The following is a 13,343-nucleotide window of genomic DNA, read 5'->3' as shown; positions in this document are numbered from 1 at the left end:
GTGACAAGCGTCGCGAGCATCCGCTGGGTCGACAGGGTCGGCTCGTGGAACACGCACACCACGCGATCCACACCGAGCTGCAGTGTGCTCGTGTCGCGCCAGACGAGAGGTACCGCAGGATCGAGACGACGGATCATGCGCGCCATCATGCTCGCGACGACCGACGTCGCGACGGCGTTGTCCACAGCGCACCAGGCCTGAGCCCGATGCGCGACAGGGTGGGCTAGGTCAGCCTGGGTGGCCGACTCGGCGGGCCTCGACCGGAAGCCGCTCGGTCAGACGGGGCGAGGCCCTTCGTCGTCCCGACCGCTGTCCGGATCGTCACCGTCGTCACCGCCGGACGATTCCCCCGTGCCTCCGAAGTCCTCGCCGCTCAGCATGGCGGCGATCGCCTCGTCGAGCTCGTCGAACTCCGGTTCCTGACCGGCAGCGGATGCCGTCAGCCGCGCCACGAGAGCGCTCGGGTCGTCGACGTCCTCCGACGTCGGCAGCAGGTCGGGGTGCGACCACAGGCGGTCCCGCTCGTCGTCGCCGACGGCATCCGTCACCTGAGACCACATCGCTGCGGCCTCCCGCAGCCGTCGGGGACGCAGTTCCAGGCCGACCAGTGTGGCGAACGCCGACTCCGCCGGACCGCCGGCTGCGCGGCGGCGACGCACGGTTTCGGCGACGGCGTCGGACTTCGGAAGCCGAGCAGTGGCCTTGGCGGTCACCACGTCGACCCATCCCTCGATGAGGGCGAGCAGCGTCTCGAGCCGGCTCAGCGCGGCCTGCTGGGCCTCCGTCTTCGGAGGGATGAGCGCACCGCTCACCATGGCCTCGCGGAGCTCCTCAGGATTCGAGGGATCGAAGCTCTCGGCGAGCTCCTGCATGCGGTCGGTGTCGATCGTGACGCCGCGGGCGAATTCGGTGATCGCGGTGATGAGCCGCAGTCGCAGCCACTTGGCGTGACGGGACAGCCTGGCGTGCGCCAGCTCGCGCACGGCGAGGTAGATCGCGACCTGATCGGTCGGGATGTCGAGCCCTTCTCCGAACGCGGCGACGTTCTGCGGCAGGAGTGCGGCCGTGCCGTCCTTGAGCAGTGGGATTCCGATGTCTCCACCGGAGACCACCTCGGCCGACAGCTGACCGACGACCTGCCCGAGCTGGATGGCGAACAGGGTGCCACCGACGGCACGCACCACGTGGCCTGCGTTCTGGAGCATGCCGCGCATCTCGTCGGGCGCCTGCTCCTGCATGACCTGGGTGAGGGCATCCGAGATGCTCGTCGCAACGGGCTCGGCCAGCTGGGTCCACACCGGCATCGTGTCTTTGACCCACTGACGACGGCTCAACAGCACGGGAGTCGTCGTCAGTTCGGAGATGCTGGTCACCTCGTCGAGCCAGAGGGCCGCAACGTTGAACGCCTGGTCGAGAGAGGCGCGCTCAGCGGGCGTCGTGTCGACGGACTCCTTCGAGGCGAGAGTCGTGCCCTGCTCGAGAGCGATGTCCCAGTTGATGCCGTCCGACGGGGAGTGCAGAGCGCTCTGCAACTGACCCATCAGCGCCTGGATGCTCGCGGCGTCGCCGGGCAGGCCCGCCGCGCCGGCGAGCTGGCTGGGGTCGAACGACGCGCCGTTGCCGGAGAGGAACTGGCGCAGCATGTCCCGCAGCTCATCGTCGGAGTCGTCCCGGTCGTCATCGGACATGCGATGCCTCTTCTCGTCGATCCGCTGTGTCGTCGGAGTGCGTCTATGAGTCGTCGACGGCAGTGAATGCGGTCATGGCGCCGACGCACATTCAACGCTAGCCCGGCGCACAGCGGTCGTAGGTGGGAAATCGCCTACGCTGGGCTCGTCCGCCGTCCGCCTGTCGCGAACAGGAGCCTTCAGGGTGTCGCTTTTCTCCGATGACGCTTCCGCGTCGGGTTCCCGGTCGGAAGGCGATCGCGCGAACGGTGGCGGAGCGGATGACGGCGGCACGGTCGCATCCGAATCCCGCGTCCCTCGGTCGCGTCGCATCGGCGCCGCGCTCGTGGTCGTCTCGTTCGTGCTGCTCCTCGTCATGGCTCTGTCGCCAGTGCCCTACGTGATCCAGGCGCCAGGACCCGTCTTCAACACGCTCGGGTACAACCACCCGGTCGGCACGACCCCGACCAACGCGGACGAGAAGAAGCCGCTCATCGTCGTGAGCGGCCACAAGACGTATCCCACCAAGGGGTCGCTCGACCTGCTCACCGTGTCGGAGATCGGCAACCCCGACCAGCTGCCCAACTGGGGCGAGGTGATCACGGCGTGGTTCTCGGCCTCGAGAGCTGTCCTCCCGGTCGACGTGGCGTATCCGCCCGGGCAGAACGTGCAGCAGCAGGATGCCGAGAACGCGCAGCTCATGACGGACTCGCAGAAGGACGCCGTGGCGGCCGCCCTCAACGAGCTCGGCTACGACTTCCCGCAGCGCATCGTCGTGCAGCAGGTGGTGGACGGACCGGCGAAGGGGATCCTCGAGGTCGGCGACGTGATCGTGGCCGTCAACGGCATCGACGTGAAGGGCGTGCAGTCCCTGCGCGATCAGCTCGAGAAGAACGGCGCGGGAACGCCGGCATCGATCACGATCGAGCGGGACAAGAAGCAGCAGGTCGTCTCGGTGACGCCGGAGAAGGAGGCAGGTGCTGTGGTGATCGGCATCGGCGCGTCGATGGACTACGACTTCCCGTTCAAGGTCACGATCCAGCTGGACAACGTCGGCGGTCCCAGCGCCGGGCAGATGTTCGCCCTGGGCATCATGGACAAGCTCACCCCCGGATCGCTCAACGGCGGCGCACGCGTCGCAGGCACGGGAACGATCGACAACGAGGGCAACATCGGCGCTATCGGCGGCATCCGGCAGAAGATGTACGCCGCTCGAGCGGCGGGTGCGACGGTCTTCCTCGCACCCACGTCGAACTGCGACGAGGTGACGGGCCACGTCCCATCCGGCCTGCACGTCTATTCCGTCACGACGCTCGACGATTCGCTGAAGGTCCTGGATGCCGTGCGGACCGGCGGCAGTACGGCCGACTTGCCGACCTGCCCGGCGTCGTGAAAGACCGAAGTGGCCACTACCTACCCCGCCAGTGCACCTGCCGCGACGCTGGCTTCGCGGCATGGGCCGACAGGGCCTTCGCTCATAGCTCCAGCGCGCAGCGCCCTCCCAGGTGGCGTTCGACAGACACCCGAGTTAGCCGCCCTAGGATGGGTTCCTAGCGCCCGAGCGGACGATGCCACGTCCGCAACGCCCCCCGAAGAGGATCATTCGTGACATCCGCTGAAGTACGCCACCCCGGCCGACGTCGCCGCGCGGCGATCTGGATCACCATCGGCATCGTGGCCGTGCTCGTCATCGCGTTCTTCATCTTCGCGAGCCTCTACACCGATGTGCTGTGGTTCCAGCAGGCCGGCTACCTCAACGTGCTGACCACTCAGTGGCTCGCCGGTGGGGCGATGTTCCTGATCGGGTTCCTGGCCATGGCGGTGCCGCTCTGGCTCTGCATGTTCCTCGCCTACCGGCTGCGTCCGGTCTACGCGAAGCTCGACTCGGGTGTTGGCCGCTACCAGCAGGTGGTCGAGCCGCTGCGCAGGCTGGCGACCTACGGCATCCCGATCGTCTTCGGACTCTTCGCCGGGGCCGCGGCGGCGAGCCGCTGGCAGACCGCGGCCCTCTGGCTGAATGGGGTGCCATCCGGCACGAAGGATCCGCAGTTCCACCTGGACACGTCGTTCTACATGTTCGCGCTGCCCTGGTACCGCAGCGTCGTCGCGTTCATGTCGGCGGTCGTCATCATCTCCCTGCTCGCGACCATCGCGACCGCCTACCTCTACGGGTCGGTGCGCGTGAACGGCCGCGAGGTGCGCATCTCCAGGGCCGCCCGCGTGCAGATCGCCGTGCTCGCCGCCGTGTACCTGCTGCTGCAGGCGGTCAGCATCTGGCTGGATCGCTACGCCTCGCTCACGGATTCCTCCGTCGGCGGCCGCGTGAACGGCGCCGCATACACCGACGTCACGGCCACCATCCCCGGGCGCGCCATCCTGGCCGGTATCGCCGTGCTGGTCGCTCTGCTCTTCGTGCTGACGGCGTTCGTCGGCCGCTGGCGGTATCCGTTGGTCGGCACGGCGCTGCTCATCGTTTCGGCCATCATCGTCGGCGTCATCTACCCGTGGGGCGTGCAGAAGCTGGTCGTCGCCCCGAGCGAGAAGACGCTCGAGTCCAGCTACATCCAGCGGTCCATCGATTCGACGCGGCAGGCGTTCGGCATCGACAAGGTGAAGACCAGTACGTACGACGCGAAGACCGATGCGAAGCAGGGTGCGCTGCGCAACGACGCGGAGACGACGGCGAGCATCCGCATACTCGACCCGGCCGTGGTGTCGGATGCGTTCGCCCAGCTGCAGCAGTTCCGCCAGTACTACGGATTCGCGTCCGATCTCGACGTCGACCGCTACACGATCGATGGCAAGGAGCAGGACAGCGTCGTTGCCGTGCGCGAGCTGCGCCAGTCCGGACTCGGCAACTCCGGCAAGTACAACGAGACGTTCGTCTACACGCACGGATACGGCCTGGTCGCCGCGTACGGCAACCAGCGGCAATCGGATGGCGAGCCCGACTTCTTCGAGTCGGGCATCCCCACCTCCGGGAAGCTCGGCGACTATCAGCCTCGGGTCTACTTCGGCGAGGAGTCGCCCAAGTACTCGATCGTTGGCGCCCCGTCCGGATCGAAGCCCGTCGAGCTCGACTACCCGGCCGGATCCGGAGGACAGCAGGCGACGTACACCACGTACAACGGCAACGGCGGCCCGAAGCTGGACAACCTGTTCACCCGTCTGGCGTACGCGATCAAGTTCCAGGACGAGCAGATCGTGCTCTCGGATGCCGTCAACAACGACTCGCAGATCCTGTACAACCGCAACCCGATCTCGCGGGTGCAGCAGGTTGCGCCGTACCTCACGCTGGACAGCGATCCGTATCCGTCCGTCGTGGACGGGCACATCGTTTGGATCATCGACGGCTACACGACGAGCGACCAGTATCCGTACTCGCAGGAGGTCTCCTACAGCAGCGCGACCTCGGATTCCCAGACCGCCACAGCCAACACGTACGGCATGGACAACGTCAACTACATCCGCAACTCGGTGAAGGCGACGGTCGACGCGTACACCGGCAAGGTCACGCTCTACGCGTGGGATGCGTCGGACCCGGTGCTGAAGACGTGGCAGAAGGTGTTCCCGAACACGGTGAAGCCGATGAGCCAGATGAGCGGCGCTCTTATGAGCCACGTCCGCTACCCGGCCGACCTCTTCAAGGTGCAGCGCGACGTGCTCGCTCAGTACCACGTGACTGATCCCGGCGCATTCTTCTCCGGCACGGATGCCTGGCAGGTGCCGCCGGATCCGAACAGCTCAGAGGCGACAGCCCTGCAACCCCCGTACTACCTGACGATGCAGATGCCGGGGCAGTCGGATCCGCAGTTCTCGCTGTACACCACGTTCATCCCGCAGTCGACCAGTGCGTCGAACCGCAGCATCCTCAAGGGCTATCTCGCCGTCGACTCGAACGCGGGGAACAAGACTGGCTCGAAGGCCTCCGACTACGGCACCCTGAGACTTCTGCGTCTGCCATCGCAAGACACGATTCCGGGGCCGGGCTCTGTCCAGAACAGCTTCGACTCGGACACGAGCGTGTCGCAGGCGCTCAACCTGCTGCGCACCGGATCCACGAAGGTGATCAACGGCAATCTGCTGACGCTGCCCGTCGGCGGCGGCCTTCTGTACGTGGAACCCGTCTACATCCAGTCGAGCGGCTCGACCAGCTACCCGCTCCTGCAGAAGGTGCTCGTGTCGTTCGGCGACAAGATCGCGTTCGAGGACACGCTCGACGGCGCGCTCGACGTGCTGTTCGGCGGCAATTCCGGCGCGCCGGCCGGTGACACGGGAACCACGGACAACGGAACGAGCGGCGCGACGGGCGCCACGTCGCCCGGAACGGGATCCGGGTCGCCTGCGACGGGCGGTGGCACCTCGGACGAGGAGCAGACCCTGCAGAACGCCTTGAACGACGCGAAGGTGGCGCTGGCCAACAGGGACGCGGCGCTCAAGGCGGGGGACTGGGCGACGTACGGCGCCGAGGACACCCGGCTGAAGAAGGACCTGGCCGACGCCCTGGCGGCTTCGCAGGCGATCGCCGCACAGAGCGGCTCATCGACCGGCGGCTCCAAGTAACGGGCTGACGCCGCCCCGCGCTCGGTAGCCTGGCGGCATGACCGCTTCGCTGCCGGACGCGACGACGTCCGTGTCCCACTTCTCATCGCCGTTCGACCTGACGGGCTCGGCCGTGCTCGTCACCGGCGCCCGACGGGGCCTTGGTCGAGCCATCGCGCTCGAGTTCGCGCGGGCCGGTGCCGACGTCGCGATCGGGCTGCGCGACGTCTCGGATGACGCGGGGCTGGCATCCGAGATCGAGGCGCTCGGGCGCCGTGCGCTGCCCGTGCGACTCGACGCGACGGACCTCGAAGGCGGACGGACCGCCATCGACAGGGCGGTCGAGGAGTTCGGGCGGCTCGACACGCTCGTCAACAATGCCGGCGGCGGGATCATGGGCGCGGCGATCGACGTGACGGAGTACGACTTCGACCGGGTCTGGGCGCTGAACACGAAGTCCACCTACTTCCTGTCTCAGCACGCCGCTCGGCACATGCGGGATGCCGGCGGCGGCTCCATCGTCAACGTCGCGTCGCAGGCGGGGCTGGTCGCCCTTCCCGGCGAGTCGGCGTACTGCGTGGCGAAGGCGGCTGTCGTGCACATGACCCGATGCCATGCCGTGGAGTGGGGCGGATACGGGATCCGCGTCAACGCGCTGGCCCCGACCTTCATCGAGACCGACGGCACGCAGGCGGCACTGTCGGACCCCGAGTTCCGAGCCGACACCCTCGAGCGGATCGCCGGGCTCCACCGCATCGGGGTTCCGCGGGAGGTGTCGGGCGCGGCGGTCTTCCTGGCCTCGCCCGCGGCATCCCTCGTCACAGGGCAGACGCTGGCCATAGACGGCGGATGGACCGCACGGTGACCTTCCTCGCACGGCTCTTGCCTTAGGCAACCGTGTTCGCGTCGCTCAACGGTTCTTCCTCGGCTCGGCCATGCGAGCGAGCTCGCGCGGCTCTCGCCTCAGGCGACCGTGTGCACGCGGGCGAGGAACTCGCGGGTCTCCGGGTGCTGCGGATCGTCGAACACCTGCTCCGGCGGCCCCTGCTCGATCAGCACGCCGCCCTTGAGGAACACGACGAGATCTGCTGCACGTCGCGCGAACGACATCTCGTGCGTGGCCATGACCATCGTGGATCCTGATGCCTTCAGCTCCGTCACGAGATCGAGCACCTCGCCGACGAGCTGAGGGTCGAGGGCGCTGGTGATCTCGTCCAGGAGCAGCAGCTCGGGATTGCTGGCGATGGCGCGCACGATGGCGACCCGCTGCTGCTGCCCACCGGAGAGCCGGTCAGGATAGGCCTTGAGCTTGTCGCCGAGACCGATGCGACCGAGGAGCTCGACGGCGACCTGCTCCGCCTGGTCCTTCGCCATCTTGTGCACCTTGCGATTCGCCAGGGTCACGTTGTCGAGAACGGTGAGATGCGGAAAGAGGTTGAACTGCTGGAAGACGACGCCGATGCGCGCGCGCGTCTTGTCCACGTCGACACGTGGATCGCTGATGTCCTCACCGTGCAGGAAGATCTGGCCGTCGTCGATCTGCTCCAGGAGGTTCGCGGTCTTCAGCAGCGTGGATTTGCCGGATCCGCTCGCACCGATGAGCACCACCACCTCGTGCCTGTTCACGTCGAGGTCGATGCCGCGCAGCACGACGTTCTCACCGAACGCCTTGTACACGCGACGCATGCTGAGCACCGAGGCAGCGGATGCGTCGTCCGCGAAGCTCGCTGAGGGAGTCGTCATCCGCTCGCTCACACCACACCGCCCGTCTGCTCGCGCCTCTGCGCTCGTGCCGTGTACCAGTCCGTGAGACGGATCATGGGCCAGCTGATCAACACGAAGAGAAGGCCTGCCACGACGTACGCGGTGAAGTTGTAGGTCTCGGCGACGTTGATCTGCGCCGCGCGCACGGCATCCACGGCGCCCAGTACGGAGATGAGGCCTACGTCCTTCTGCATCGACACGAAGTCGTTCATGAGCGCAGGCGTCACCTTGCGGATGCCCTGCGGGAACACCACGAGCCGCAGCGTCTGCGTGTGCGTGAGCCCGAGCGAGCGCGCCGCGAAGCGCTGAGACGGATGCACTGCCTCCATGCCTGCGCGGAGCACCTCTGCCACATACGCGGAGTAGCACAGCACCAGCGCGATCGTGCCCCACACCTCCGCCGGCACTCGCGGGAACACCCCAAGCGCAGGGATCCCGAATCCCACGAGGTACAGCACGATGAGGACCGGAAGCCCACGGAACAGGTCGGTGTACGCCGTTGCGAGGAACCGGAGTGGGAACCAGACCGGCGCACGCAGCGAGCGGATGGCAGCGAGCAGCGTTGCGAAGATCGCCACGCCGATCGCGGCGAAGAACAGCACCTGGATGTTCGTCCACAGACCCAGCAACACGCTCGGCAGCGCCTGCCACGCCGTCTTCGGATCGAAGAAGGACTGTTGCACGAGCGCCCAGCCGGGCGTGTTGACCACGGCGAACCAGACGACGACCGCGAACGCCACGGTGCTCACCAGGGCGATGACCACGGATCGGGTCGACTGCCGTTTGCGGAACCTCGAGCGGTCGAGCGCGACGGCGCTCGGCGCATGCGCGACCGTGGCCGATCCGTCCCCGCCGAGGGTCGCATCGGACACCGACGTGGGATTCATCGTCGATGGATCGGGTGCAGATGGCGAAGCAGGCACAGCTGGGACGGTATCGCCTACTTGAACGTGGGCACGTTCACGGAGTCGGACAGCCACTTCTTTTCGAGCGCGGCCAGGGTGCCGTCCTCGCGCAGCGCGTCGACCGCGGCGGTGACCTTCTTCGTGATCGGCGAGTTCTTCGCCAGCACGAGGCCGTAGTCGTCACCGCCGTCGGTGTCGGAGAACTGTCCGACGATCGTGGCGTTCTTCAGCTGGGCGCTCGTGATGTAGAACGCGGCAGGCAGGTCGACGGCGATCGCGTCGATCTGCTTGCTCTTGAGCGCCTGAACGGCGTCATCTTCGGAGTTGAACACGGCGGGTGATCCGCCAACCTCCTTGATGAGCACGTCGTAGCTGGTGGTTCCGGCAGGCACGCCGATCTTGTACGGCTTGAGGTCGGCGGCGCTGGTCGCTGACGCCACCGGGGTGCCCTTGTACGCAACGACCGCCTGCGTCGTCGTGTAGTACGGCGAGGAGAAGTCAACGGCCTTCTTGCGCTGGTCGGTGATGCTGAACTGCTGCAGGTTGAAGTCGAAGTCCTTCGGGCCAGGGGCGACCGCCTGATCGAAACCGGTGCGCGTCCAGGTGACCTCGTCCTTCGAGAAGCCGAGCTTCTTCGCCACCGCGTACGCGACCGCCGATTCGAAGCCTTGACCCGACTGCGGCTTGTTGTCGATGACCCACGGGGAGTACGCGGGCTGGCCGGTCGCGACCGTGAGCTTGCCCGCAGTGATGGTTTCCAGGCCGTGCGTGGTCGTGGTGGTGGCCGAGCTGCAGGCGCTCAGTGCGACGAGCGCTGCCGCGGCGACGACCGCGCCGAGGACGATGCGGCGCGGAGCGCGCGGGGAACGAGGGGTGCGGGACACGGGTGGCCTTCCGGGAAAAGGAGAAGAGAGGGGCCGCGTGCTGTCGCGCTCCTCTCTGATGCACGGCGATTTTACGAGAGTCACCTGGGAGACCGGGAATCGGTTACGCCGGGTGAAGCCGGGCCGACGGAGGCCGGGGTGCGCGGGTTCGTTCCGACCGACTCAACCAGCGGTCGAACTCAGCTTCCAGTCGTCGAAGCTGAACTCGGGCGAGACCAGGCAGCTGACGAGAGTCTCGCCCGCCGCGGGCAGCGTTCGCTGCCACACCCCGGCCGGGACGACGGCCTGCGCCCGGTCGCCGGCGAGGATGTCGGGGCCGAGCATCGAGGTCGTGCCTTCGACCGGCGCATCACCGGTTCCGCCGAGCCGGAGGCCGAGCCTGCCCGGCCCGTGCCAGAGCCAGATCTCGTCGGACTGCACAACGTGCCACGCCGACGACTCGCCGTCCTCGAGCAGGTAGTGGATGAGGGATGCCGCAGCCCGCTCGCCTCTCGGCAGCTCGACCGAGACGGGCGATGTCCAGGTGCGGCGGAACCATCCGCCCTCGGGGTGCCGCTCGAGGTCGAGCCGCTCCGCGAGTGCCGGCCGGATCCGGTCTTCGGATACGGACCTCTGAACGTCGGAACTGCTCATCGTCGCCTCACTTCGTCGGAATCCTCATCGGCGGGCGCCTCGTGCAGCTCCGGCCTGGACCATCGATGGCGTCCGTCGACGTAGGTGGCCGCGCAACGCCCGGTGCCGGCCTCGATGAGCTCGGCCGTGGCATCCGGAACGGTCGTGACGGGCACGTCGAAGAACGCGAGGTCGGCCACGGCGCCGACGCCGAACTGTCCGAGGCGGCGGGGGCCGACGTCGAGGCCGAGCGCGCGGGCACCGCCCAACGTCGCCGCACCCAGCAGCCGGGCGTGCAGGTCGTCGCCACGGTAGCCCTGCGCCCTGGCCAGCCGGTGCAACGCGGCGACGTCGGCCATGAGATCGAGCGAAGGACTCGACGAGAGCGAGTCCGTTCCGACGGCGATGGCGTTGCCCTCGGCGAGGTAGTCGGCGACGGGTGGCGGCTCCAGCCCGATGACGTCGTTCGACCGAGGGCACAGAGCGACGCTCGTACCGCGCAGGCGCAGGAGGCGGCGATCCTGTTCGGTCATGTAAACGCCGTGCGCGATATGGCAGTCCGGCCCGAGCACGCCGAGCTGGTCGACGAACTCGGTCGCACTCGTGCCGAACCCGAGCTCGCGGAGGGCACGGAAGCTCTGCACGCCGGCGAAGCGCCAGTTCTCGTGACGCTCACCGTCGTCGTCGGCGATCCGCTCGCCCTCGAACTGCGATTCCCCGAGATGGATGTGCAGTCGCAGCCCGCGCTCGCGAACGATGTCGGGGATCTCGTGCAGCGGAACGGTGTCGAGCGAGTACGGTGCGTGCGGCGAGAGTCCGGATCCAGGCGTCGTGGGGATCCGGTCGAGCTCGGCCTGCACCTGGTCGCGTCCGTAGTCGCGCCACTGCTGGTCCTCCCAGCTCATCACCTCCCAGTACGCGATGCCGTGCAGGCCAGTGTCGTGGAGCACGGCGGCGGCTTCGAGGTCGGTGACCACGTCGGCGGCGGCGGTGACGCCGGAGGCGAGGAGGCGGCCCGCGCCGGCCACAGCATCCGCCCGCCAGTCGTGCGGATGCTCGTAGAGCGCGTCGAATGCGCGGGCCCAGTCCTCGAAGCCGCGATACCTGCCCTGGCCGACGTCGGCCATGCCGGTGTACTGCAGGTGGGTGTGCGCATTGACCAGGCCGGGCGCGAGGATGCCGTCCGCGTGCGTCTCGCGGAACTCCTCGCCGCGTTCCCTCAGTGCGCCGAGCACCCATGGTCGATCGCCGACGTGCAGGATGCGCCCGTCGCGCACCGCAATCGCGCCGTCCAGGATGGGCGGGGCGGTCACCGGCAGCACCAGGGATGCCGAGAAGACGTGGATGCTGCTCACGAGGCCGCTCCTTCACCGCACGGACCGGCGGGCAGCTGACCGGCGCGCCGGTGCGGCAGGGCACGCCGCGCGATCTCGCGGTCGGCTTCGACCGGGAGCGGCATCAGCTCCGGCGGCAGGTCACGGCCCGTGAGCAGTGTGCGCAGCGCCTGCAACTGCGCGGCGAACGAAAGATCCATGATCTCGATCGGGTTGCCTTCGCCTGCCGTGATGTTCACGCACTCGCCATCGTCGACGACGGTCACGACGCGCCCGTCGTCGAACGTGAAGGTCTCGACGTGATCCCCGGCTCGCGCCGTGTGCGCCGACCGGCGAAGGCGGTCCACCTCGATCTCGTCATCCACGCCTCCGGCGACGGCCAGGACGGCCTCGTCCAGCAGCCGCACGAGCTCGGCCGTGATCGTGCGGGCGACCCCCGTCGCGGAGAAGACGATGTCGGCGCCGGGCAGGATCTCCGCTGCCGCACCCGTCGAATATCCCGCGTACCGAGCCTCGAGTTCCGCGCGGGGGTCCACGTCGGCCACACGCACCCGTGCGCCCAGCGCCCTCGCGAATTGCGCGACGCCCTGCCCGACGGGTCCGAAGCCGAGCACCGCCACCACGGCGTCGTCGAACGAGTCCGTCGCAGGAACGAGACCCGCAACGGATTCGAGGGTGTCGGCGAGCGCGAACACGCAGGACTGCCCTGTTCCGTAACGGTTGTCGAAGCGGGTCTTGGTGACGGCGTCGTTCACCGCGACGACGGGCATGCGGAGTCCGTCGCCGAGCGCGCGGATCGCGCGCACCCCGCTGGTCGTCTCCTCCGCTGCACCGATCATGCGGGTGACGAGTTCCGGCCGGGCCTTGTGCGCGAGCCGGATGACGTGCGCGCCGTCGTCGATGAGCACGTCGGGATCCGTGTCGAGCAGTCGAAGTGCGAGGGTGCGGTCCGTTGCGGCGTCACCGCGCGCATCCGCGAACACCGGGATGCCCAGTTCACCCAGGTGGGCGGCAACGGGTTCGTCCGTCTCGTAGCGATGCGAGAAGACGTGCACGTCGGCGCCGGCGTCGCGCAGCGCGAGCGCCAGGACGGCCGTCTTCGGCTCCAGCACCATGGAGACCGCGATCCGCCGCCCGTTGAGCAGCTCGTCGCGCTTCAGATCCGCCGCGAAGGACGCGGTGAGCGGCATGTGTGCGCCCGCCCAGGCGATCCGGCCGGGTGCCGCCGGGAGCGGAGCCTGGGCGGGAAGCGACGGGAACGCGGGCACGACGTCGATCCCGTCGAGACGGAGGATGCCGTCCCTGGTGGAAGGGGCGGCGCGGCCGGAGATCTCCGCGGTCAGCGATCCCGCCACGTCGACGACGATCGGAGACCCGAACCCCGCCGCGCGCTGCCACGACGTCTCCGTCGTGGCGAACAGGTAGTCGGGCGAGGCGACCGACTCCCGGCCGCCGCACGATCTCAGGAGCCCGCGGAGAGCATCCGCTCGTCCCTCGTCGCCGAGCACGGTGAACGATCGCCCTGGCACGAGCAGATTCGTCGCGCGCGCGAAACGGCGCAACGCGATGCGTGCGAAGGCGAGGTCGGCGGACACCCCTCAAGCCTAAAGAAGCGCGAGCCCGAGGACGTTCAGC

General features: G+C 68.2%; 10 protein-coding genes. 3 read left to right on the top strand and 7 right to left on the bottom strand.

All coding sequences use genetic code 11. The features are described 5' to 3' along the window. Positions 1–275: 275 nt before the first annotated feature. Positions 276–1,688, bottom strand: a complete 1,413-nt coding sequence (locus HII28_RS04695) for a zinc-dependent metalloprotease (RefSeq protein ID WP_170024347.1) — start codon at positions 1,686–1,688, stop codon at positions 276–278. A gap of 184 nt (positions 1,689–1,872) precedes the next feature. Between HII28_RS04695 and HII28_RS04690 the strand changes: the two genes are divergently transcribed. The 3 genes from HII28_RS04690 to HII28_RS04680 all read left to right on the top strand — a co-directional run bounded on the left by HII28_RS04690 (position 1,873) and on the right by HII28_RS04680 (position 7,074). Beyond that, on the top strand, positions 1,873–3,060 hold the full coding sequence (locus HII28_RS04690; protein ID WP_346769188.1) for a PDZ domain-containing protein: 1,188 nt from the start codon (positions 1,873–1,875) through the stop codon (positions 3,058–3,060). Between the two features lie 212 nt (positions 3,061–3,272). Continuing rightward, the gene (locus HII28_RS04685; RefSeq protein WP_170024346.1) at positions 3,273–6,230 is read left to right on the top strand and encodes a UPF0182 family protein; all 2,958 of its coding nucleotides are present in this window, start codon (positions 3,273–3,275) and stop codon (positions 6,228–6,230) included. A 37-nt stretch (positions 6,231–6,267) separates the two neighbouring features. Next, positions 6,268–7,074, top strand: a complete 807-nt coding sequence (locus HII28_RS04680) for an SDR family NAD(P)-dependent oxidoreductase (RefSeq protein ID WP_170024345.1) — start codon at positions 6,268–6,270, stop codon at positions 7,072–7,074. 98 nt (positions 7,075–7,172) lie between these two features. Here the strand turns inward: HII28_RS04680 and HII28_RS04675 are convergent, their stop codons facing one another. From HII28_RS04675 to HII28_RS04650, 6 genes are all read right to left on the bottom strand, one after another. After that, positions 7,173–7,952 (bottom strand): amino acid ABC transporter ATP-binding protein, encoded by a 780-nt coding sequence (locus HII28_RS04675; RefSeq protein WP_170024344.1) that lies wholly within the window; start codon positions 7,950–7,952, stop codon positions 7,173–7,175. Between the two features lie 8 nt (positions 7,953–7,960). After that, positions 7,961–8,860: an amino acid ABC transporter permease gene (locus HII28_RS04670; RefSeq protein ID WP_170024343.1), complete on the bottom strand. Its 900-nt coding sequence runs from the start codon at positions 8,858–8,860 to the stop codon at positions 7,961–7,963. A gap of 53 nt (positions 8,861–8,913) precedes the next feature. Beyond that, complete coding sequence (locus HII28_RS04665; protein ID WP_346769187.1) at positions 8,914–9,762, bottom strand: ABC transporter substrate-binding protein; 849 nt, start codon at positions 9,760–9,762, stop codon at positions 8,914–8,916. Between the two features lie 162 nt (positions 9,763–9,924). Continuing rightward, the gene (locus tag HII28_RS04660; protein WP_170024342.1) at positions 9,925–10,395 is read right to left on the bottom strand and encodes a cupin domain-containing protein; all 471 of its coding nucleotides are present in this window, start codon (positions 10,393–10,395) and stop codon (positions 9,925–9,927) included. After that, complete coding sequence (locus HII28_RS04655; protein ID WP_170024341.1) at positions 10,392–11,729, bottom strand: amidohydrolase family protein; 1,338 nt, start codon at positions 11,727–11,729, stop codon at positions 10,392–10,394. Before HII28_RS04655 ends, HII28_RS04660 begins: the two co-directional genes overlap by 4 nt. Then, positions 11,726–13,303 (bottom strand): adenosylhomocysteinase, encoded by a 1,578-nt coding sequence (locus tag HII28_RS04650; RefSeq protein WP_170024340.1) that lies wholly within the window; start codon positions 13,301–13,303, stop codon positions 11,726–11,728. The genes HII28_RS04655 and HII28_RS04650 overlap by 4 nt, the downstream gene beginning before the upstream one ends. Positions 13,304–13,343 lie beyond the last annotated feature (40 nt).

The sequence above is a fragment of the Planctomonas sp. JC2975 genome, assembly GCF_012985205.1.
In the GTDB taxonomy this organism is placed as follows: domain Bacteria; phylum Actinomycetota; class Actinomycetes; order Actinomycetales; family Microbacteriaceae; genus Humibacter.
The sequence above is the reverse complement of the archived record's forward strand: the minus strand, read 5'-3'. Positions and strand labels throughout refer to the sequence as shown.

Excerpts from the sequence above, each read along its gene's own strand:
- HII28_RS04695 (WP_170024347.1), bottom strand. The coding sequence starts at position 1,688 with ATGTCCGATGACGACCGGGACGACTCCGACGATGAGCTGCGGGACATG.
- HII28_RS04680 (WP_170024345.1), top strand. The coding sequence starts at position 6,268 with ATGACCGCTTCGCTGCCGGACGCGACGACGTCCGTGTCCCACTTCTCA.
- HII28_RS04675 (WP_170024344.1), bottom strand. The coding sequence starts at position 7,952 with ATGACGACTCCCTCAGCGAGCTTCGCGGACGACGCATCCGCTGCCTCG.
- HII28_RS04670 (WP_170024343.1), bottom strand. The coding sequence starts at position 8,860 with ATGAATCCCACGTCGGTGTCCGATGCGACCCTCGGCGGGGACGGATCG.
- HII28_RS04660 (WP_170024342.1), bottom strand. The coding sequence starts at position 10,395 with ATGAGCAGTTCCGACGTTCAGAGGTCCGTATCCGAAGACCGGATCCGG.